This is a genomic window from Tateyamaria rhodophyticola, assembly GCF_047777875.1.
In the GTDB taxonomy this organism is placed as follows: Bacteria; Pseudomonadota; Alphaproteobacteria; order Rhodobacterales; family Rhodobacteraceae; genus Tateyamaria.
Genome location: NZ_CP180519.1, coordinates 3,310,943 through 3,325,476, shown reverse-complemented (window position 1 = coordinate 3,325,476; position 14,534 = coordinate 3,310,943). Strand labels below are relative to the sequence as shown.

At 61.2% G+C, this 14,534-nt stretch carries 14 protein-coding genes; 9 read left to right on the top strand and 5 right to left on the bottom strand.

Going from position 1 to position 14,534, the window contains the following annotated elements; genetic code table 11:
• Positions 1–6 precede the first annotated feature (6 nt).
• The 4 genes from ACERHN_RS17850 (at position 7) to ACERHN_RS17835 (ending at position 2,431) form a co-directional block, all read left to right on the top strand.
• Positions 7–474: a YbaK/EbsC family protein gene (locus tag ACERHN_RS17850; RefSeq protein ID WP_415920366.1), complete on the top strand. Its 468-nt coding sequence runs from the start codon at positions 7–9 to the stop codon at positions 472–474.
• A gap of 139 nt (positions 475–613) precedes the next feature.
• Positions 614–1,021: a DUF2852 domain-containing protein gene (locus ACERHN_RS17845; protein ID WP_415920365.1), complete on the top strand. Its 408-nt coding sequence runs from the start codon at positions 614–616 to the stop codon at positions 1,019–1,021.
• Between the two features lie 57 nt (positions 1,022–1,078).
• Positions 1,079–1,507, top strand: a complete 429-nt coding sequence (locus ACERHN_RS17840; protein WP_415920364.1) for an RDD family protein — start codon at positions 1,079–1,081, stop codon at positions 1,505–1,507.
• A gap of 111 nt (positions 1,508–1,618) precedes the next feature.
• Positions 1,619–2,431: an arginyltransferase gene (locus ACERHN_RS17835; protein ID WP_415920363.1), complete on the top strand. Its 813-nt coding sequence runs from the start codon at positions 1,619–1,621 to the stop codon at positions 2,429–2,431.
• Between the two features lie 156 nt (positions 2,432–2,587).
• On the opposite strand, the gene ACERHN_RS17830 is transcribed toward ACERHN_RS17835, so the two are convergent.
• From ACERHN_RS17830 to ACERHN_RS17820, 3 genes are all read right to left on the bottom strand, one after another.
• Positions 2,588–4,942, bottom strand: coding sequence for a TRAP transporter large permease (locus tag ACERHN_RS17830; RefSeq protein ID WP_415920362.1), 2,355 nt, complete (start codon positions 4,940–4,942; stop codon positions 2,588–2,590).
• 63 nt (positions 4,943–5,005) lie between these two features.
• Complete coding sequence (locus ACERHN_RS17825) at positions 5,006–5,956, bottom strand: TRAP transporter small permease subunit (RefSeq protein ID WP_415920361.1); 951 nt, start codon at positions 5,954–5,956, stop codon at positions 5,006–5,008.
• 108 nt (positions 5,957–6,064) lie between these two features.
• Positions 6,065–7,150: a TRAP transporter substrate-binding protein gene (locus ACERHN_RS17820; RefSeq protein ID WP_415920360.1), complete on the bottom strand. Its 1,086-nt coding sequence runs from the start codon at positions 7,148–7,150 to the stop codon at positions 6,065–6,067.
• Positions 7,151–7,404: 254 nt separating this feature from the next.
• Between ACERHN_RS17820 and ACERHN_RS17815 the strand changes: the two genes are divergently transcribed.
• The 4 genes from ACERHN_RS17815 (at position 7,405) to ACERHN_RS17800 (ending at position 12,331) form a co-directional block, all read left to right on the top strand.
• Entirely contained in the window at positions 7,405–8,835 is a 1,431-nt protein-coding gene (locus tag ACERHN_RS17815) for a cache domain-containing protein (RefSeq protein ID WP_415920359.1), read from the top strand.
• Positions 8,832–9,473, top strand: coding sequence for a response regulator transcription factor (locus ACERHN_RS17810; protein ID WP_415920358.1), 642 nt, complete (start codon positions 8,832–8,834; stop codon positions 9,471–9,473). Before ACERHN_RS17815 ends, ACERHN_RS17810 begins: the two co-directional genes overlap by 4 nt.
• Positions 9,474–9,521: 48 nt before the next feature.
• Entirely contained in the window at positions 9,522–10,277 is a 756-nt protein-coding gene (locus ACERHN_RS17805; protein ID WP_415920357.1) for a methyl-accepting chemotaxis protein, read from the top strand.
• Positions 10,278–10,579: 302 nt separating this feature from the next.
• Positions 10,580–12,331 (top strand): acetolactate synthase 3 large subunit, encoded by a 1,752-nt coding sequence (locus tag ACERHN_RS17800; protein ID WP_415920356.1) that lies wholly within the window; start codon positions 10,580–10,582, stop codon positions 12,329–12,331.
• 19 nt (positions 12,332–12,350) lie between these two features.
• On the opposite strand, the gene ACERHN_RS17795 is transcribed toward ACERHN_RS17800, so the two are convergent.
• Positions 12,351–13,031: an HAD-IA family hydrolase gene (locus tag ACERHN_RS17795; protein ID WP_415920355.1), complete on the bottom strand. Its 681-nt coding sequence runs from the start codon at positions 13,029–13,031 to the stop codon at positions 12,351–12,353.
• Between the two features lie 98 nt (positions 13,032–13,129).
• Between ACERHN_RS17795 and ilvN the strand changes: the two genes are divergently transcribed.
• Positions 13,130–13,690 (top strand): acetolactate synthase small subunit, encoded by a 561-nt coding sequence (gene ilvN, locus ACERHN_RS17790; protein WP_415920354.1) that lies wholly within the window; start codon positions 13,130–13,132, stop codon positions 13,688–13,690.
• On the opposite strand, the gene ACERHN_RS17785 is transcribed toward ilvN, so the two are convergent.
• On the bottom strand, positions 13,687–14,484 hold the full coding sequence (locus ACERHN_RS17785; protein ID WP_415920353.1) for a helix-turn-helix domain-containing protein: 798 nt from the start codon (positions 14,482–14,484) through the stop codon (positions 13,687–13,689). The genes ilvN and ACERHN_RS17785 overlap by 4 nt on opposite strands.
• Positions 14,485–14,534: the final 50 nt, after the last annotated feature.

Sequence of the window (14,534 nt, the reverse complement as noted above, 5' to 3'; positions counted from 1 at the left end):
CGGCGCATGAGCAAAAGTCTGAAACGCGTGCGCGCCGCCCTTGAAGCCGCTGAAATCGACACCGAAATCATGGAAACGCCCCTGGCCCGCACCGCTGCGGACGCGGCCGCCGCCATCGGATGCGAAATCGACCAGATCGCCAAATCCATCATCTTTCGGGGCGAAACCACGGGCGAGGCACTTCTGTTCCTGACTGCGGGTGGCAATCAGGTGAACCCGGACCGCGCGGCGGTCCTCGCGGGTGAACCGTTGGGCAAGGCGGATGCGGCGCTGATCCGGGCGCAGACCGGCTTTGCCATCGGGGGCGTGTCACCGGTGGGCCACCTCAACCCGATCCGCGCCTTTGCCGACCCGCGTCTGTCGGAATTTGACGTGATCTGGGCCGCAGCCGGCACACCGCACCATGTCTTTCGCGCGAAACCGCTGGATCTCTTGCGAATTTCTGGCGCGCAAATATTTGAATTTACAGACTAAAACGAGCTTATGTGAATATCTTTCACATTTCTCCTTGCAAACCCCGGGGCAGCACCCATTTATGATATGTGAAAGGCATTCACATACACCCAAACGGGCCTTGCCCCTCATTAAAGGCCCCTCATGAAAGGTTTGAGAAATGACGTCCATGACCTCATCTGCACCCATAGAGCATCGCTCGGACGGGTGGTTCACCCGCAGCGAACGGTGGCTTGATGACCGGGGCAAGGGCGCCTGGATCGCTGCCATGGTTATCGGGTTCATCTTCTTCTGGCCTGTGGGCCTCGCCCTGCTGGCATATATGATCTGGAGCAAACGCATGTTTTCCAAGTCCTGCACATCCCGCCGCATGGGGCGCACCATGACCACCATGCGCTCGACCGGCAATTCGGCCTTTGACGCGTACAAGGCCGACACCCTGCGCCGTCTCGAAGACGAGCAGCACAATTTCGAAGCGTTCCTCGAGCGGCTGCGCGAAGCCAAGGACAAGTCCGAATTCGACCAATTCATGGACGAACGCGCCGAAGCCGCAAAATCCGAAGACTGACCCAAACGGGCCCCGGTAGATCCGGGGCCTGCATCCCACGCGCACCGGAGACCCGCGATGCACCTCGCCGACCCCGTCACCCAACCGCAATTCTACCGCGACGTCGCGGCCAAACGCCTGATGGCCTGGGTGATCGACACCATCCTGATCGTATTGCTGTGCCTGTTGATCCTGCCCTTCACCGCCTTTGTCGCGCTGTTCTTCTTTTTCGGCCTGATGGCCGTGGTCAGCTTCGCCTACCGTGTGATCACACTCACCGGCGGCTCGGCCACATTGGGCATGCGCCTCATGGCGATTGAATTCCGCGCCGCCAACGGGGCACGGTTCGACCTTGGCACCGCATTCCTGCACACGCTCGGCTACACGATCAGCTGGGCCGTCGCACCGCTCCAACTGATCTCCATCATTCTGATGGCAACTTCGGGGCGCGGCCAGGGGCTGACCGACATGGTTCTGGGCACCGCCGCGCTGAACCGGCGCGGCTAACAACCCTGACGCAACTCGATTGGACCGAAATAACCCTGAGGTTGCAACCATTGCAGGGTTGCGTGGCGCAAATGGCTTGCTATCATCACGGGCAACCCACTCAGGTCATCCATGCGTCACACACTTCCCCTTGCTCCGCAGTTCTACGTGACTGCGCCCCAACCCTGCCCGTATCTCGACGGGCGGATGGAGCGCAAACTGTTCACGGCCCTGCAAGGCGAAAACGCGGAAAAGCTAAATGACAGCCTGAGCCAGCAGGGCTTTCGCCGCTCGCAAAACGTGCTCTACAGGCCCTCCTGTGCGGAATGCTCTGCCTGCCTGTCGGCCCGCATTGACGTCAGCCGATTTGCCCCCACCAAAAGCCAAAAGCGCACCGCAAGGCGCAACACCGATCTCGACCGGCGCGCAACATCGCCCTGGGCCACAGAGGACCAATACGCCCTCTTCCGCACCTATCTCGACAGCCGCCACGCCGATGGCGGGATGGCGGATATGGACGTGTTTGAATTCGCCGCCATGATCGAAGAAACCCCGATCCGCAGCCGCGTCGTCGAATATACCAACGGCGATGCGCTGATGGGCGTCAGCCTTACGGATGTGCTCAGCGATGGGCTGAGCATGGTCTACAGCTTCTACACCCCCGACGCACCGCAGCGCTCGCTCGGCACCTATATGATCCTCGATCATATCGAGATCGCCCGCGAGGCGGGGCTGCCTTATGTCTACCTCGGCTATTGGGTGCCCGGCAGCCAGAAGATGGGCTATAAATCCAAATTCTCCGGGCTCGAGGTTTATCTCGGCGGACGCTGGCAACAGATGCGCGACCCCGAAAACTTCAGCCCCGACACACACCCGCTCTCCACCGATCCCATCGCCGAGCAGGTCGCCAACATCTCGCTCCCCGATACGCGCCCGACGCGCTGATCACCCCGTCTCTGTTCCAGAAAATCCTGGGGGAACGCCGTCAGGCGTGGGGGCAAAGCCCCCCGGCGCGCAGCGCCTCTATCGATAAAATGAAACAAGGGCGGCCAATGGGCCGCCCTTTCCGTTGGATCACGTCATGCCCTGACCGCGCAGGGATCAGTTCGGGATCAGATCCGGGATCAGCGTCACGATGCCCGGGAATGTCCACAACAGGGCAAGCCCCGCCACCTGGATCAACACAAACGGTATGATCCCGCGGTAGATGTGGCCCGTCGTGACCTCCTTCGGCGCCACCCCGCGCAGATAGAACAAGGCAAAGCCAAACGGCGGCGTCAGGAACGAGGTTTGCAGGTTCACCGCAATCATGATCGTCACCCATTTCGGATCAAACGTCCCGCCATAGATCACAGGCCCCACAATCGGGATCACGATGTAGATGATCTCGAGGAAATCGAGCACGAAGCCGAGCACAAACAGCACCAGCATCACGATCAGAAACACTGTGAATTCATTGTCGAAGGACTTCAGGAACTGCTGGATATAGTGTTCCCCGCCAAAAGAGATCACCACGAGGTTCAAGAGCTGCGAGCCGATCAGGATGGTGAACACCATCGACGTCACCTTGGCCGTCTCGCGCACCACCGGCGCCAGAACACCGCTGGTCCACAATATATAGCAGGAGAACAGCAGGCCAAAGAGCGCATAGAGATAGGCCGCATAGGCGATGGTAAAGCCGAACCAGCTTTGCGCCGACACGTTGTCCTGATTGATCCGCAGATCGAAATTCACCCCCACAAGGATACAGACGATGATCGCCAGCGTGGACCAGATGATGATCTTTGGACTGCGATCCTGATCTGTCAGCTTGCGATAGGCCGCGAGCATGATCGCCCCACCTGCCCCAAGTGCTGCCGCCGGCGTCGGGTTTGTGATCCCACCCAGGATGGAGCCCAGCACCGCCACGATCAGAACCAGCGGCGGGAACACAACCCGGATCAGCTCATTCTGCGCACAGCGTTTCACGCCCTCGACCGCCCCGTAGAGGATCAGCGCAAAGGGGATCAGCATGACAAACACATAATAACCCGCGCTGTTCAGCGGCCCGATCAGAACGATGTCCGCCAGCAGCGCCAGAACCACACCGATGCCACCGATGATCAGCGGGCGGTTGTCCCGGCTGGGCGCGATGCCCTTGGCCGTGGTCAGGATGAGACCCAACAGGATCAGCAGGATTGCCGTGCCGGTGCCAATTGGCGCTGCACTGTCAACCTTGGCCTGAACGGAGGCCGCGATCTCTTCCTCGGAGAGCGCTTCGCTCTGCGTGGATACGCCCGCGGCGTCGATCTCCGCCTGCTGCGCAAGGGCTGCATCCCACGCCTCTTGACCGTGCAATTCGATCATAGAGGCCTGACAGTCTTCGCTCACATTGGTGCGCAGGCTGGCCGACGCCCCCACATCCGAGAAGGACGACACCGTGGTTGACTGACTGCCCACCACATTGAGGTTGCCCAGCAAAATGGTGCCCACGATGATCAGGACAGGCGCGCCCAAGAACCATGTGAACGCTTCACCGCGCGTGATGGGCTCGGCATTGGTGGTGCCCATCTCGACCGCCGGGGCCTTTTCCGGGTTCAACAGCGCATAGCCAAAGGCATAAAGCGCATAGAGCAGCGCCAGCATGATGCCGGGCAGCAGAGCCGCCTGGAACAGCGTGCCCACAGACAGAACCGCAGGCTCTCCCAGATAGGTCAGCGCGTCGGTACAGCCCGCAACCTGCGCGCGGCTTTCCTGTGCCGCCGAATAGAGGTCGCCCGCAAGCGTGCCCAGCAGAACGATCACGATGGAGGGCGGAATGATCTGCCCCAGCGTGCCGGAGGCCGCGATGACACCTGTCGCAATCTCGGGCGAGTAATTGTTGCGCAGCATGGTGGGCAGCGCGAGCAGGCCCATGGTCACAACGGTCGCGCCCACGATCCCGGTAGAGGCCGCAAGGAACGCGCCGACAACCACGATGGACACGGCCAGACCGCCCGGCAGCGGACCAAAGACGCGCGCCATGGTGGTCAGCAGGTCGTTGGCGATTTTCGAGCGTTCGAGCGTGATGCCCATCAGAACGAACATCAGCACAGCCAGCAGTGTTTCAATCGACTGGCCCGCCAGCACACGTTCGTTCATGCGGTTCACGACAAAGGACACGTTCCGGTCCAGCGCCACTTCCCAGCCACGCGGGAACACTGGCTCCTCGATCCGTGGCAAATCCGGGAACCTGAACACCGATATGGTGTCGGGTTTCACCCCGGAATTCACCAGATCGCGATAGGCTTGCGCGCTTTCGTCGATCGCCTGGTGGATCAGCAGGCCCGCACTGTCGAGGGCCGCGATGATCGCAAAGGAGATGACCCCGGCCCCAGCGATGGCAAACGCCACCGGAAAGCCGGAAAGGATGCCGCCAAACAGGCAGACAAAGACGATGATCAGGCCGATTTCGACGCCATCAAGTCCAAACAACATATCTCTGTCCCTATTTCAGTTCTGTCGCGCGCGGCGCGCATGGTGTGGTGGTGCGAAGGGTCATCAATGTGTCCCCTCATAGGCTTCTTCGCCCTCGCCCAGCGTATCGCGGTCGAGGTACTTGCCCTCGCTCTCGGGGCCCTCCTTCCACTCAAGGTAAGAGCGGTAGAAGAAGGCGATGGCGTGCAGGAACACGAGCCCGGCAAAGGCCACCAGCAGGATCTTGAAGAGGAAGTAGCCGTTAAAGCCGTTGGGGCTGAACCCGATGGTCTCCACGTTCCAGCGGACTGCTGCGGCAGAGCGTTCGGCCCGCTCCAGCGTCCAGCTGGCCGCCGGTTTCGGCGTCACGAGGTGGCGCCACAGGAAATACCAGCCATACATCCAGATCAGGATCGCCGACGGTGCCATGAAGATCACCGCACCGATCATGTCAATCACGCGCTTGGTCCGGTGCGACACGGCGGAATAGATCAGGTCCACCCGCACGTGCCCACCCTGCACAAAGGTATATGTCACGCAAAGACAGACGACCAAGGCATTGTAAAGTTTGAGTTCTTCGGCAAACCACGAAATGTCGAATTGTAGCGGAATACCAAAGCCGATGGAGATGTCGGGCCGGGTAAAGATGCGCTGCATGAACACGATGATGATCTGCTGGATCACCATCAAAAGGCCCGCCCACGCGGCGAACCGGCCCACGCCATTGGCGATGCCCTCCAGCACGCGCACGCAGCCCCACATGAATGCGTTGCGCCACAGACCGATGGCCGTGACGATCAGGATCAGTGCCAGAACCGCAAAGAAGAATTCAACAGAGCCGCCGTAGTAGACGACTTTCATCAAGGACAGCTTGTCCTCGGTCGTGTTGTTCCAGGTGATCCAGTCCAGCCAGAACGCGGGATGGAATATCGCCCAGAGGAGATCGTAAGCTCCGATCGCAAGGTTTTGAAAAAACCAGACAATTCCGTCCACCAGCGTCAGCAGCACGCCTCTGCCCTCGGTCTCATCGCCCATGATGTGCCCCCCTTGGTCGCCGGTTCCCGGCGTCACCTGCAAATGTCTCGCAGACCCAAGGGCCCCGGGATAAACCCGGAGCCCTTGGGCAATTCGTCAGATGTCGGCTTAGCCGCCCAGCACGCGCACGCGCTGTTCGACGTAGTAACCGTCCGACTTATTGATCCAGCTGGCCGATGTGGCGAGGCTTTCTTCGAACGACTTGCGTGTTTTCGCAAACAGCTCGTCGCCCATGTTCTCGTCCATGACTTCGGCGGAGGCTGCGCCGAACGCATCCCACACATCGTCGGAGAACTGCAGGGTTTTCACGCCTTGCTGCTGCAGACGCGCCAGGGCCGCACCGTTGTTTGCCAGTGTCTCGGACAGCTGGAAGTACGTGGTCGCGCGGCTGGCGTTTTGCAGGATCGCCTGATGCTGCGGCGTCAGGTCGTTCCAGACGTCGAGGTTGACGTTGGCGGCCAGAGCCGAACCCGGCTCGTGGAAACCGGCGGTGTAGTACACCTTCGCCACTTCCTGGAAGCCGGCGCGTTCGTCAGCCATCGGGCCAACCCACTCCAGACCGTCCAGAGCACCGGAGGACAGCGCCTGATAGAGTTCACCGCCGGGGATGTTCTGAACAGAAGCGCCCAGTTTGCCCAGCACCTTGCCGCCGAGGCCAGGCATACGGAACTTCAGACCGTTGAAGTCAGCGGCCGAGTTGATCTCGTTGCGGAACCAGCCACCGGACTGCGAACCGGAGTTACCCGCCAGCAGGCCTTTGAGGTTGAAGATCTGGCCCAGCTCGTCGTGCAGTTCCTGACCGCCGCCATGCTCGTACCAGTTGGTCACTTCCTGCGCTGTGCCGCCGAAGGGCACGGCTGTGTAGTAGGCATAGGCCGGGTGCTGACCGATGAAGTAGTAGTCAGCCGAGTGATACATGTCCGCCTGGCCCGAGGACACAGCGTCAAACACTTCGAACGCGCCGACAAGCTCGCCGGGGGCTTTCTTGTCGATGGTCAGCTGACCGTCGGACATTTCGCCGACGAACTGCTCAAGATAGCTTGCCGCGTCGTCCAGAACGGCGAACCCGCGGGGCCACGATGTGACCATGGTCAGGGTGCGCTTGCCTTGGGCATAGGCCGGTGCGGCCAGCGTGGTTGCGGCGGCGGCTGTACCACCAAGCGCAGATGTTTTCAGAAAAGAGCGACGATCCATGAAAGTAATCCTCCCAGATTTGGATGCCCGACCCTGTCGAATGGACGGGCGGATCGTTTCGAGTGCGGCACACCATACTTACGAGGCGGCCGAATGAAATACCTAGTACTGCGTAGGCGCGTGGCCAGAGCGGGTGATTCTTAATGTTTATTTTACGGATCACGCCCGGTTTCACGGGACCGTGTCGCTGTTAGCGCCCAAACAAACAAGGCGCGGACTTTGATTCGGGGCCAAAGCATCGTATCGATTCGGTCATGCTGCGTGCCCTGCCCTATCCGCGCCTGTCCTATGCGCAAAAGCTGTCACTGGTGGCGGCTGTGCCGCTTATCCTCGCGGTGGCGGCGATTGCGTTTCTGGTCGCCGTACAGTCCCGTGCGTTGGCCGAACGGGAAATCCAGACGCTCGAAGTCGAGCTGATCGAGGCCAAGAAGCGCGAGTTGCGCAACTACGTCACGCAGGCGCGCAACGGGTTCTATTTCATCTATGGCTCTGCCGCGCCCGACGACCAGCAGGCCAAGGATCAGGTGAACCAGATCCTGTCCGCGATGATCTATGGCGATGAAGGGTTTTTCTTTGTCTATGATTACGATGGCACCGCGTTGGTCAATCCGCGCCAGACCGGGATGATCAACCGCAATCACATGGCGCTGACCGACAGCGCGGGCACGCCCGTGGTCGCCGAACTGATCGAGATTGCGCGTCAGGGCGATGGATACCTGACACATCTGTGGCCCAAACCGTCCAATGGGCAGGAGGCAGAGATGATCACCTATGTCACGTCTTTCCCGTCGTGGCGGTGGGCGGTGGGCACGGGCGTGTTCATCGACGATGTGCTGACATCCGTGGCGGCGGCGCGCGCCGATGTGGAAGCGCGGGTGCAACGCACCTTCTACTATATTCTCGGGATCACGCTGGCCGCGCTGCTGTTGGTGTTTGGCTCGGGCATGGCGCTCAACATACGCGAGCGTCGGCTGGCGGATGCCAAGCTCAAGAAGCTGACGCAGCGGGTGTTCGACGCACAGGAAGAGGAACGTGGCCGCGTCGCGCGTGAATTGCATGACGGGATCAGCCAGATGCTGGTTGGTGTGCGCTATGCGCTCGACAGCGCGCGCCGCAGGTTGCAGCGCACGCCCGACACCGCCAGCGATCCGCTGGAACGCGGGATCGACGATCTGGGCACGGCGATTGCCGAGGTGCGCCGGATCAGCCGGGACTTGCGGCCCGGGGTGCTCGATGATCTGGGCCTTGGGCCTGCGCTCAAGGCGCTGGTGGACGATTTTGGCACACGGACGGGCGTGTCTGTGGATTTCAACACGGTCGTGTTTCGCAATCGCCTTGATCAGGACGCCAAGATTGCGCTCTACCGCATCGCGCAGGAGGCGCTGACCAATATCGAGCGTCACGCCGGGGCCAGCCATGTGTCGGTGGACCTGCGCGGCCACCGCCGCGGCGCGACCCTGCGCATCAGTGACAATGGCGTGGGCCTGCCCGCGCGCGTCCGTCAGGGCGCCAGCGGTCTGGGCCTGCGCAACATGCAGGAACGTGTGGAACAGCTGGACGGGCAATTCCGCATCCTCGCCTCTGCCGGCAAGAGCACCGGCACCGTGATCGAGGTCACGGTGCCTCTGACCCACCTTTTACCCCCGGAAAACACCGCCAATTCCAAGGAGCGTGCACGCGCATGACCCCGACACGTATCATGATCGTCGATGATCACCCGATGGTCGCCCAAGGCATCCAATCCGTACTCGAAGAACACGACGACATCGAGGTGCTGGCCACCCTTGGCAATGGGCGCGCGGCACTTGATGCGCTTGGGGACATGGATCCGGACGTGATCCTGATGGACCTGAACATGCCGGAAATGGGCGGGCTCACCGCCACGGAACTGGTGCTGGAAAAACGCCCCGGCACCCGCGTGTTGATCCTGTCCATGCATGACAGCCCCGAATACATCACCTCCGCGCTCAGCCACGGCGCCATGGGATATGTGCTCAAGGATGTGCCGACGGATGAGATCAAGACCGCCATTGACACGGTGATGCAGGGCGAACGCTATCTGTGTACCGGTGCCGAAGGTGCAATCGCGCCGAAACCGGGCGGCGCGGGGGACGCGTTGACCGGGCGCGAACAGACGATCCTGCTGCAACTGGCGCAAGGCATGTCCAACAAGGAAGTGGCAGGCACGCTAGACATTTCCGTCCGCACGGTCGAAACGCACCGCAAGAACATCAAGCGCAAGCTCGGAATTTCATCCACGGCCGGTCTGACACGCTACGCGCTGGAACATGGCGTGCTGCAAGGCACGGGAAATGCGCTTTGACACCCTCACGGTAACGCGAGCTTTACTAAAGTCGGGCTAACTGCGCGCATGAACGTTGCCCTGCACCACCCCGCGCCGTCTTTTGCCGACAAATCGGACACGTCGCATTTTGCGCACAGGCGTGCCGCGATCGACATGATTGCCACCCTGCGCGCCCGCATGATCCGATGCGCGCTCTTCGGGACCTATTTGCTGCGCCCGCATCCGATCACGCCGGAAAGCGATGAGATACGCGCACAGTGGCGCGAAAAGTTCGAAGAGCAGTTTGACGGGATCAAACGATCCTACAGCCTGATGCAGGGCAAGGACCCGCTCAACGTGCTGCCGCAGGACATCTGCGACTGGATCGCAGCGCACACCGCGCAGCAGACCGCCCAAATGAACGTGCTCAATCACATGTTCAAACTGACGCAGGATCTGCACGACGCCCTCACGGGCAGTGATCAGGCGCTGGATGAAGTGATGAAGGCACATTTCGCCTTTGGCCGGGGTCAGTTCTATGACGCGGTGACGGAGATTTGCGACGGGCTGTGGGCCGACCTTGACCGGCAACGGGATGAGGACACCCGGCACGCACATGACAGCGGCAAGGCGATTGGCGACATTCTGGGGCGGCTCGAACGGATCGGTAAACACGTCCGGCTCGTGTCGCTCAACGCCTCGGTCGAGGCGGCGCGCGTGGGCGAGGCAGGCAAGGGGCTTGGCGTGATTGCGGTCGAATTCAAATCGCTGGCCGAGGAAATCCAGCACCTGGCCGCCACGGCACGTGAAAATATCGACGGGTTGAGCAGTTCATCTCGCTAAACCACGCTCAAAATTCCTGATCTGTCGCCAGTCGCGACCATTCGGCAACAATATTGCTGATTTTTTTCACTCAGAGACACATTTATCGCAAGTTGGCCTGTTGACCCTGCCCGCGGACATGCATACGGTCCGCGCACACGCAATCAAGAGGTCTCCGGTCAATGACCGTACTCGTAGACATTCTGGTAAGACAGCGCATGGGCCGGTAACGGAAATCCAAACCGACACCCATGCGCCCCCGAAACCCGGGGGCCTTTTTTTTGCGCGGCACAAAAATGAAACCGCAATCGGAGCACGCGGATATGACACGTCAAATGACCGGAGCGAAAATGGTCGTCCAAGCCCTCATCGATCAGGGTGTGGACACAGTATTCGGATACCCCGGAGGCGCGGTGCTACCGATTTATGACGAGGTCTTTCAGCAGAATTCGATCAAGCACATCCTTGTGCGCCACGAACAGGGCGCGGTGCATGCTGCCGAAGGATATGCGCGCGCGACCGGCAAACCCGGCGTGTGTCTTGTGACCTCCGGTCCCGGTGCCACGAACGCGGTCACCGGCCTGACCGATGCGCTGATGGACAGCATTCCGATCATCGTGCTGACCGGCCAGGTGCCCACATTCATGATCGGATCGGACGCGTTTCAGGAGGCCGACACCGTTGGCATCACCCGCCCCTGCACCAAGCACAACTGGCTGGTGAAGGAGACCGATGCGCTGTCGGCCACCATGCACGAGGCGTTTCATGTGGCCACTTCCGGCCGGCCCGGCCCCGTTCTGGTGGACATCCCCAAGGACGTGCAGTTTGCCACCGGCACCTATAATGGGCCAAAACCGTCGGCCTCGCATTACCAACCGCGCCTCAAGGGCGACATGGAAGAGATCACTGAACTGGTCGCCGCCATGGAAACGGCCAAACGCCCGATCTTCTATACCGGCGGCGGCGTGATCAATTCCGGCCCCGCCGCGAGCCAGCTGTTGCGCGAATTGGTGGAGGCCACCGGCTTTCCCATCACGTCCACGCTGATGGGCCTCGGGGCCTACCCTGCGTCGGGTGAAAAATGGGTGGGGATGCTGGGCATGCACGGTCTCTATGAGGCGAACATGGCGATGCACGATTGCGATCTGATGATCAACATCGGCGCGCGGTTCGACGACCGGATCACCGGGCGCATCGACGCGTTTTCGCCCAAGTCGAAAAAGGCGCATATCGACATCGACCCGTCCTCGATCAACAAGGTGATCAAGGCCGACATCCCCATTGTCGGCGATGTGGGTCACGTGCTTGAGGACATCCTCAAGGTCTGGAAATCGCGCGGGCGCAAGACCAACAGCGCCGCCGTGGCGCAGTGGTGGTCGAAGATCGACGAATGGCGCGCTGTCGATTGCCTCAAGTTCGAACAGAAGGGCAAGGTGATCAAACCGCAGCATGCGCTGGCCCGGTTGGAAGCGCTGACCAAGGATCATGACCGCTACATCTGTACCGAAGTGGGCCAGCACCAGATGTGGGCCGCGCAATATCTCGGGTTCGAGGATCCGAACCGCTGGATGACCTCCGGGGGGCTGGGCACCATGGGCTATGGCTTCCCGGCGTCCATCGGCGTGCAGATGGGGCACCCGGAGGCGCTTGTGATCAACGTCGCGGGTGAGGCGTCATGGCTGATGAACATGCAGGAGCTGGGGACGGCGATGCAGTTCAACCTGCCGGTCAAACAGTTCATCCTGAACAACGAACGCCTCGGGATGGTGCGCCAGTGGCAGGAACTCTTGCACGGTGAGCGCTATTCGCATTCGTGGTCCGAAAGCCTGCCCGATTTCGTGAAGCTGGCCGAAGCGTTCGGGGCCAAGGGCATTCTGTGCTCTGACCCCGATGACCTTGATGATGCGATCATGGAGATGATCAACCACGACGGCCCGGTGCTCTTCGACTGTCTGGTGGAAAAGCACGAAAACTGCTTCCCCATGATCCCGTCGGGCAAGGCCCACAACGAAATGCTGCTGGGCGAGGCCGAAACCCAAGGCGTCATCGACGCCAAGGGTTCCGTGCTGGTGTGATCTGATGCAGAACCTGGATCTATTCTGCGGCCACGTTGACCGCAGAACCGCCCAGCAGTTCGGACAGGTCGGACACGTGCGTGCAGCCTTCGGGCCACGCGCTGTCCGGCGGTGCCGCCCCTTCAAAGGCGACCACCTGCAATCCGGCGGAAGCGGCGGCCTGCGCGCTTTCGGGCGTGTCTTCGATCACGAGAACATCCGCCGCCGCAAGGCCCAGCCGTTGCAGCGCGAGGGTATAGACCTCGGGATCGGGTTTGGGGGCGCGGACCATGCTCCGGTCGGTGATCAGATCGAACGTGCCCGCATCAAGCCCATCCACCGCATCGAGGATCGCGTCCACATTCGCGCGGGACGTGGTGGTGATCCAGCCCAGACGCTGGCCCGCCGCGCGCGCACTTTCGCACAACGTGGCCACACCGGGGCGCAACGGCACGCCCCGCGCGGCGAGCATCTGCTGATAAATCCGCGACTTGGCTGCGTGCAGCGCCTTGGCGTCCACATCGGTGCCGGTCCGCGCCGCATGGGCCTCAATCCGGTTCACGCCGCCCACGGTGGCGAGCATTCCGGCGTAGTCCTGCGCGCTCCACTCCCAGTCGAGCCCGGCCTGGGCAAAGGCCGCGTTGAATGCCCGGCGCTGCATGTCAGACGTATCGGCCACAGTGCCGATTGCGCCGAAGAATATGGCGTCATGAGTGATCAAAGTCCGTCTCCTGTCGATAAGGGGGTCAAGCGCGCGCACGAGGTGACGCGCCATGTAACACCCCGGCTCAACACATCCAGTCCCAAAGGGTTCCCGCAATGTCCGCACTAAAGATCAAAAAAGGCGCCACCAGCCATTCCGCATACAACCTGCGGCCCACTTTTTCGGACGTCGAAGAGCGGCACACGCTCGCCGTTCTGGTCGAGAATGAACCGGGCGTTCTGGCGCGGGTGATTGGTCTGTTTTCAGGGCGCGGCTACAACATCGAAAGCCTGACCGTGGCGGAGGTGGATCATCAGGGACACCTGTCCCGCATCACCATCGTCACCACTGGCACGCCGCAAGTCATCGAACAGATCAAGGCACAGCTGGGCCGGATCATCCCGGTGCATGAGGTGCACGATCTCACCGTCGAAGGTCCGTCTGTCGAACGGGAGCTGGCGATGTTCAAGGTCGCGGGTCAGGGCGACAAGCGGGTGGAGGCGTTGCGGCTGGCCGATATTTTCCGCGCGAATGTGGTCGACAGCACGCTCGAAAGCTTCATCTTCGAGATCACCGGCGCGCCAGAGAAAATCGACGCGTTTGCCGACCTGATGCGGCCCCTTGGCCTGATCGAAGTGGCGCGCACGGGTGTCGCCGCCCTGCCCCGCGGCGATTAACGAAACGGCGTGTCGGGCTGCAACAGCCGGCTGTGAAACGGCAGCAGCGCGTCCGCCGTACAATACCCGCCGGCCTTGCCCGCCGCCTTGGCGGGGCCGACCCCGGTGCCGAGATATTCGTACACCATGCGCACCACCCGTTCGCTGTCCGGACTTTCACGGACCGTGCGGGCCACGTATCCGACCCAGTAATTCTGTTCGAACGACGACACCCGCGTCAAAAAGTTGAACGATGCCGTCCGCGATCCCTGGCGTGAGATCATGGAGGCCACCCCGTCTTCCTGACGAAACAGCATGCCGCGGAATTCCCGTGCCGCACGGGTCATCGGCAACCCCTGGGCGGCCATCGCGGCGCGGGCCTCGAACCCGCGGATAAAGGCCGTTTTTTTGTTTCGAAACACCCAGACAAGGCCAATCACATATTTGGATTGATCCAGAAAACTGCGGCGCGAAAACCGGTAAAAGCCGGAGGGGAACGTCTCTTCCGGGACAAAACTGACGTCGCGGCCCAGAAACGGGCCAAGGAATGACGTGTTCAGCGGATCGTCACCCGCTTCGATCGCTGCGACCGGTTCCAGCAGAACCCGCGCATCCACATCGAAGAAATCACAAATGCGCGCCAGCACATCCGGACGCGGAAAGCTTTCGCCAGACAGATAGCGGTTGAACTGGGTGCGGTTGATCCCCAGTTGTCGCGACAATTCCGATATGGACGGATACGTACGCGCCAGCTGCCGCAAATTGGCTCCGAACATGCTGCGCAGTTCAGCCGGTGATTTTCGCGTCTCCGACATATGGGGTTCTTTCCGTCAACTCAGTTGGCGCGATACCAGCGCAAAACCTT

Coding starts and splice junctions, on each gene's coding strand:
- ACERHN_RS17850 (WP_415920366.1), top strand. CDS start 7: ATGAGCAAAAGTCTGAAACGCGTGCGCGCCGCCCTTGAAGCCGCTGAA.
- ACERHN_RS17845 (WP_415920365.1), top strand. CDS start 614: ATGACGTCCATGACCTCATCTGCACCCATAGAGCATCGCTCGGACGGG.
- ACERHN_RS17840 (WP_415920364.1), top strand. CDS start 1,079: ATGCACCTCGCCGACCCCGTCACCCAACCGCAATTCTACCGCGACGTC.
- ACERHN_RS17835 (WP_415920363.1), top strand. CDS start 1,619: ATGCGTCACACACTTCCCCTTGCTCCGCAGTTCTACGTGACTGCGCCC.
- ACERHN_RS17830 (WP_415920362.1), bottom strand. CDS start 4,942: ATGTTGTTTGGACTTGATGGCGTCGAAATCGGCCTGATCATCGTCTTT.
- ACERHN_RS17825 (WP_415920361.1), bottom strand. CDS start 5,956: ATGGGCGATGAGACCGAGGGCAGAGGCGTGCTGCTGACGCTGGTGGAC.
- ACERHN_RS17820 (WP_415920360.1), bottom strand. CDS start 7,150: ATGGATCGTCGCTCTTTTCTGAAAACATCTGCGCTTGGTGGTACAGCC.
- ACERHN_RS17815 (WP_415920359.1), top strand. CDS start 7,405: ATGCTGCGTGCCCTGCCCTATCCGCGCCTGTCCTATGCGCAAAAGCTG.
- ACERHN_RS17810 (WP_415920358.1), top strand. CDS start 8,832: ATGACCCCGACACGTATCATGATCGTCGATGATCACCCGATGGTCGCC.
- ACERHN_RS17805 (WP_415920357.1), top strand. CDS start 9,522: ATGAACGTTGCCCTGCACCACCCCGCGCCGTCTTTTGCCGACAAATCG.
- ACERHN_RS17800 (WP_415920356.1), top strand. CDS start 10,580: ATGACACGTCAAATGACCGGAGCGAAAATGGTCGTCCAAGCCCTCATC.
- ilvN (WP_415920354.1), top strand. CDS start 13,130: ATGTCCGCACTAAAGATCAAAAAAGGCGCCACCAGCCATTCCGCATAC.
- ACERHN_RS17785 (WP_415920353.1), bottom strand. CDS start 14,484: ATGTCGGAGACGCGAAAATCACCGGCTGAACTGCGCAGCATGTTCGGA.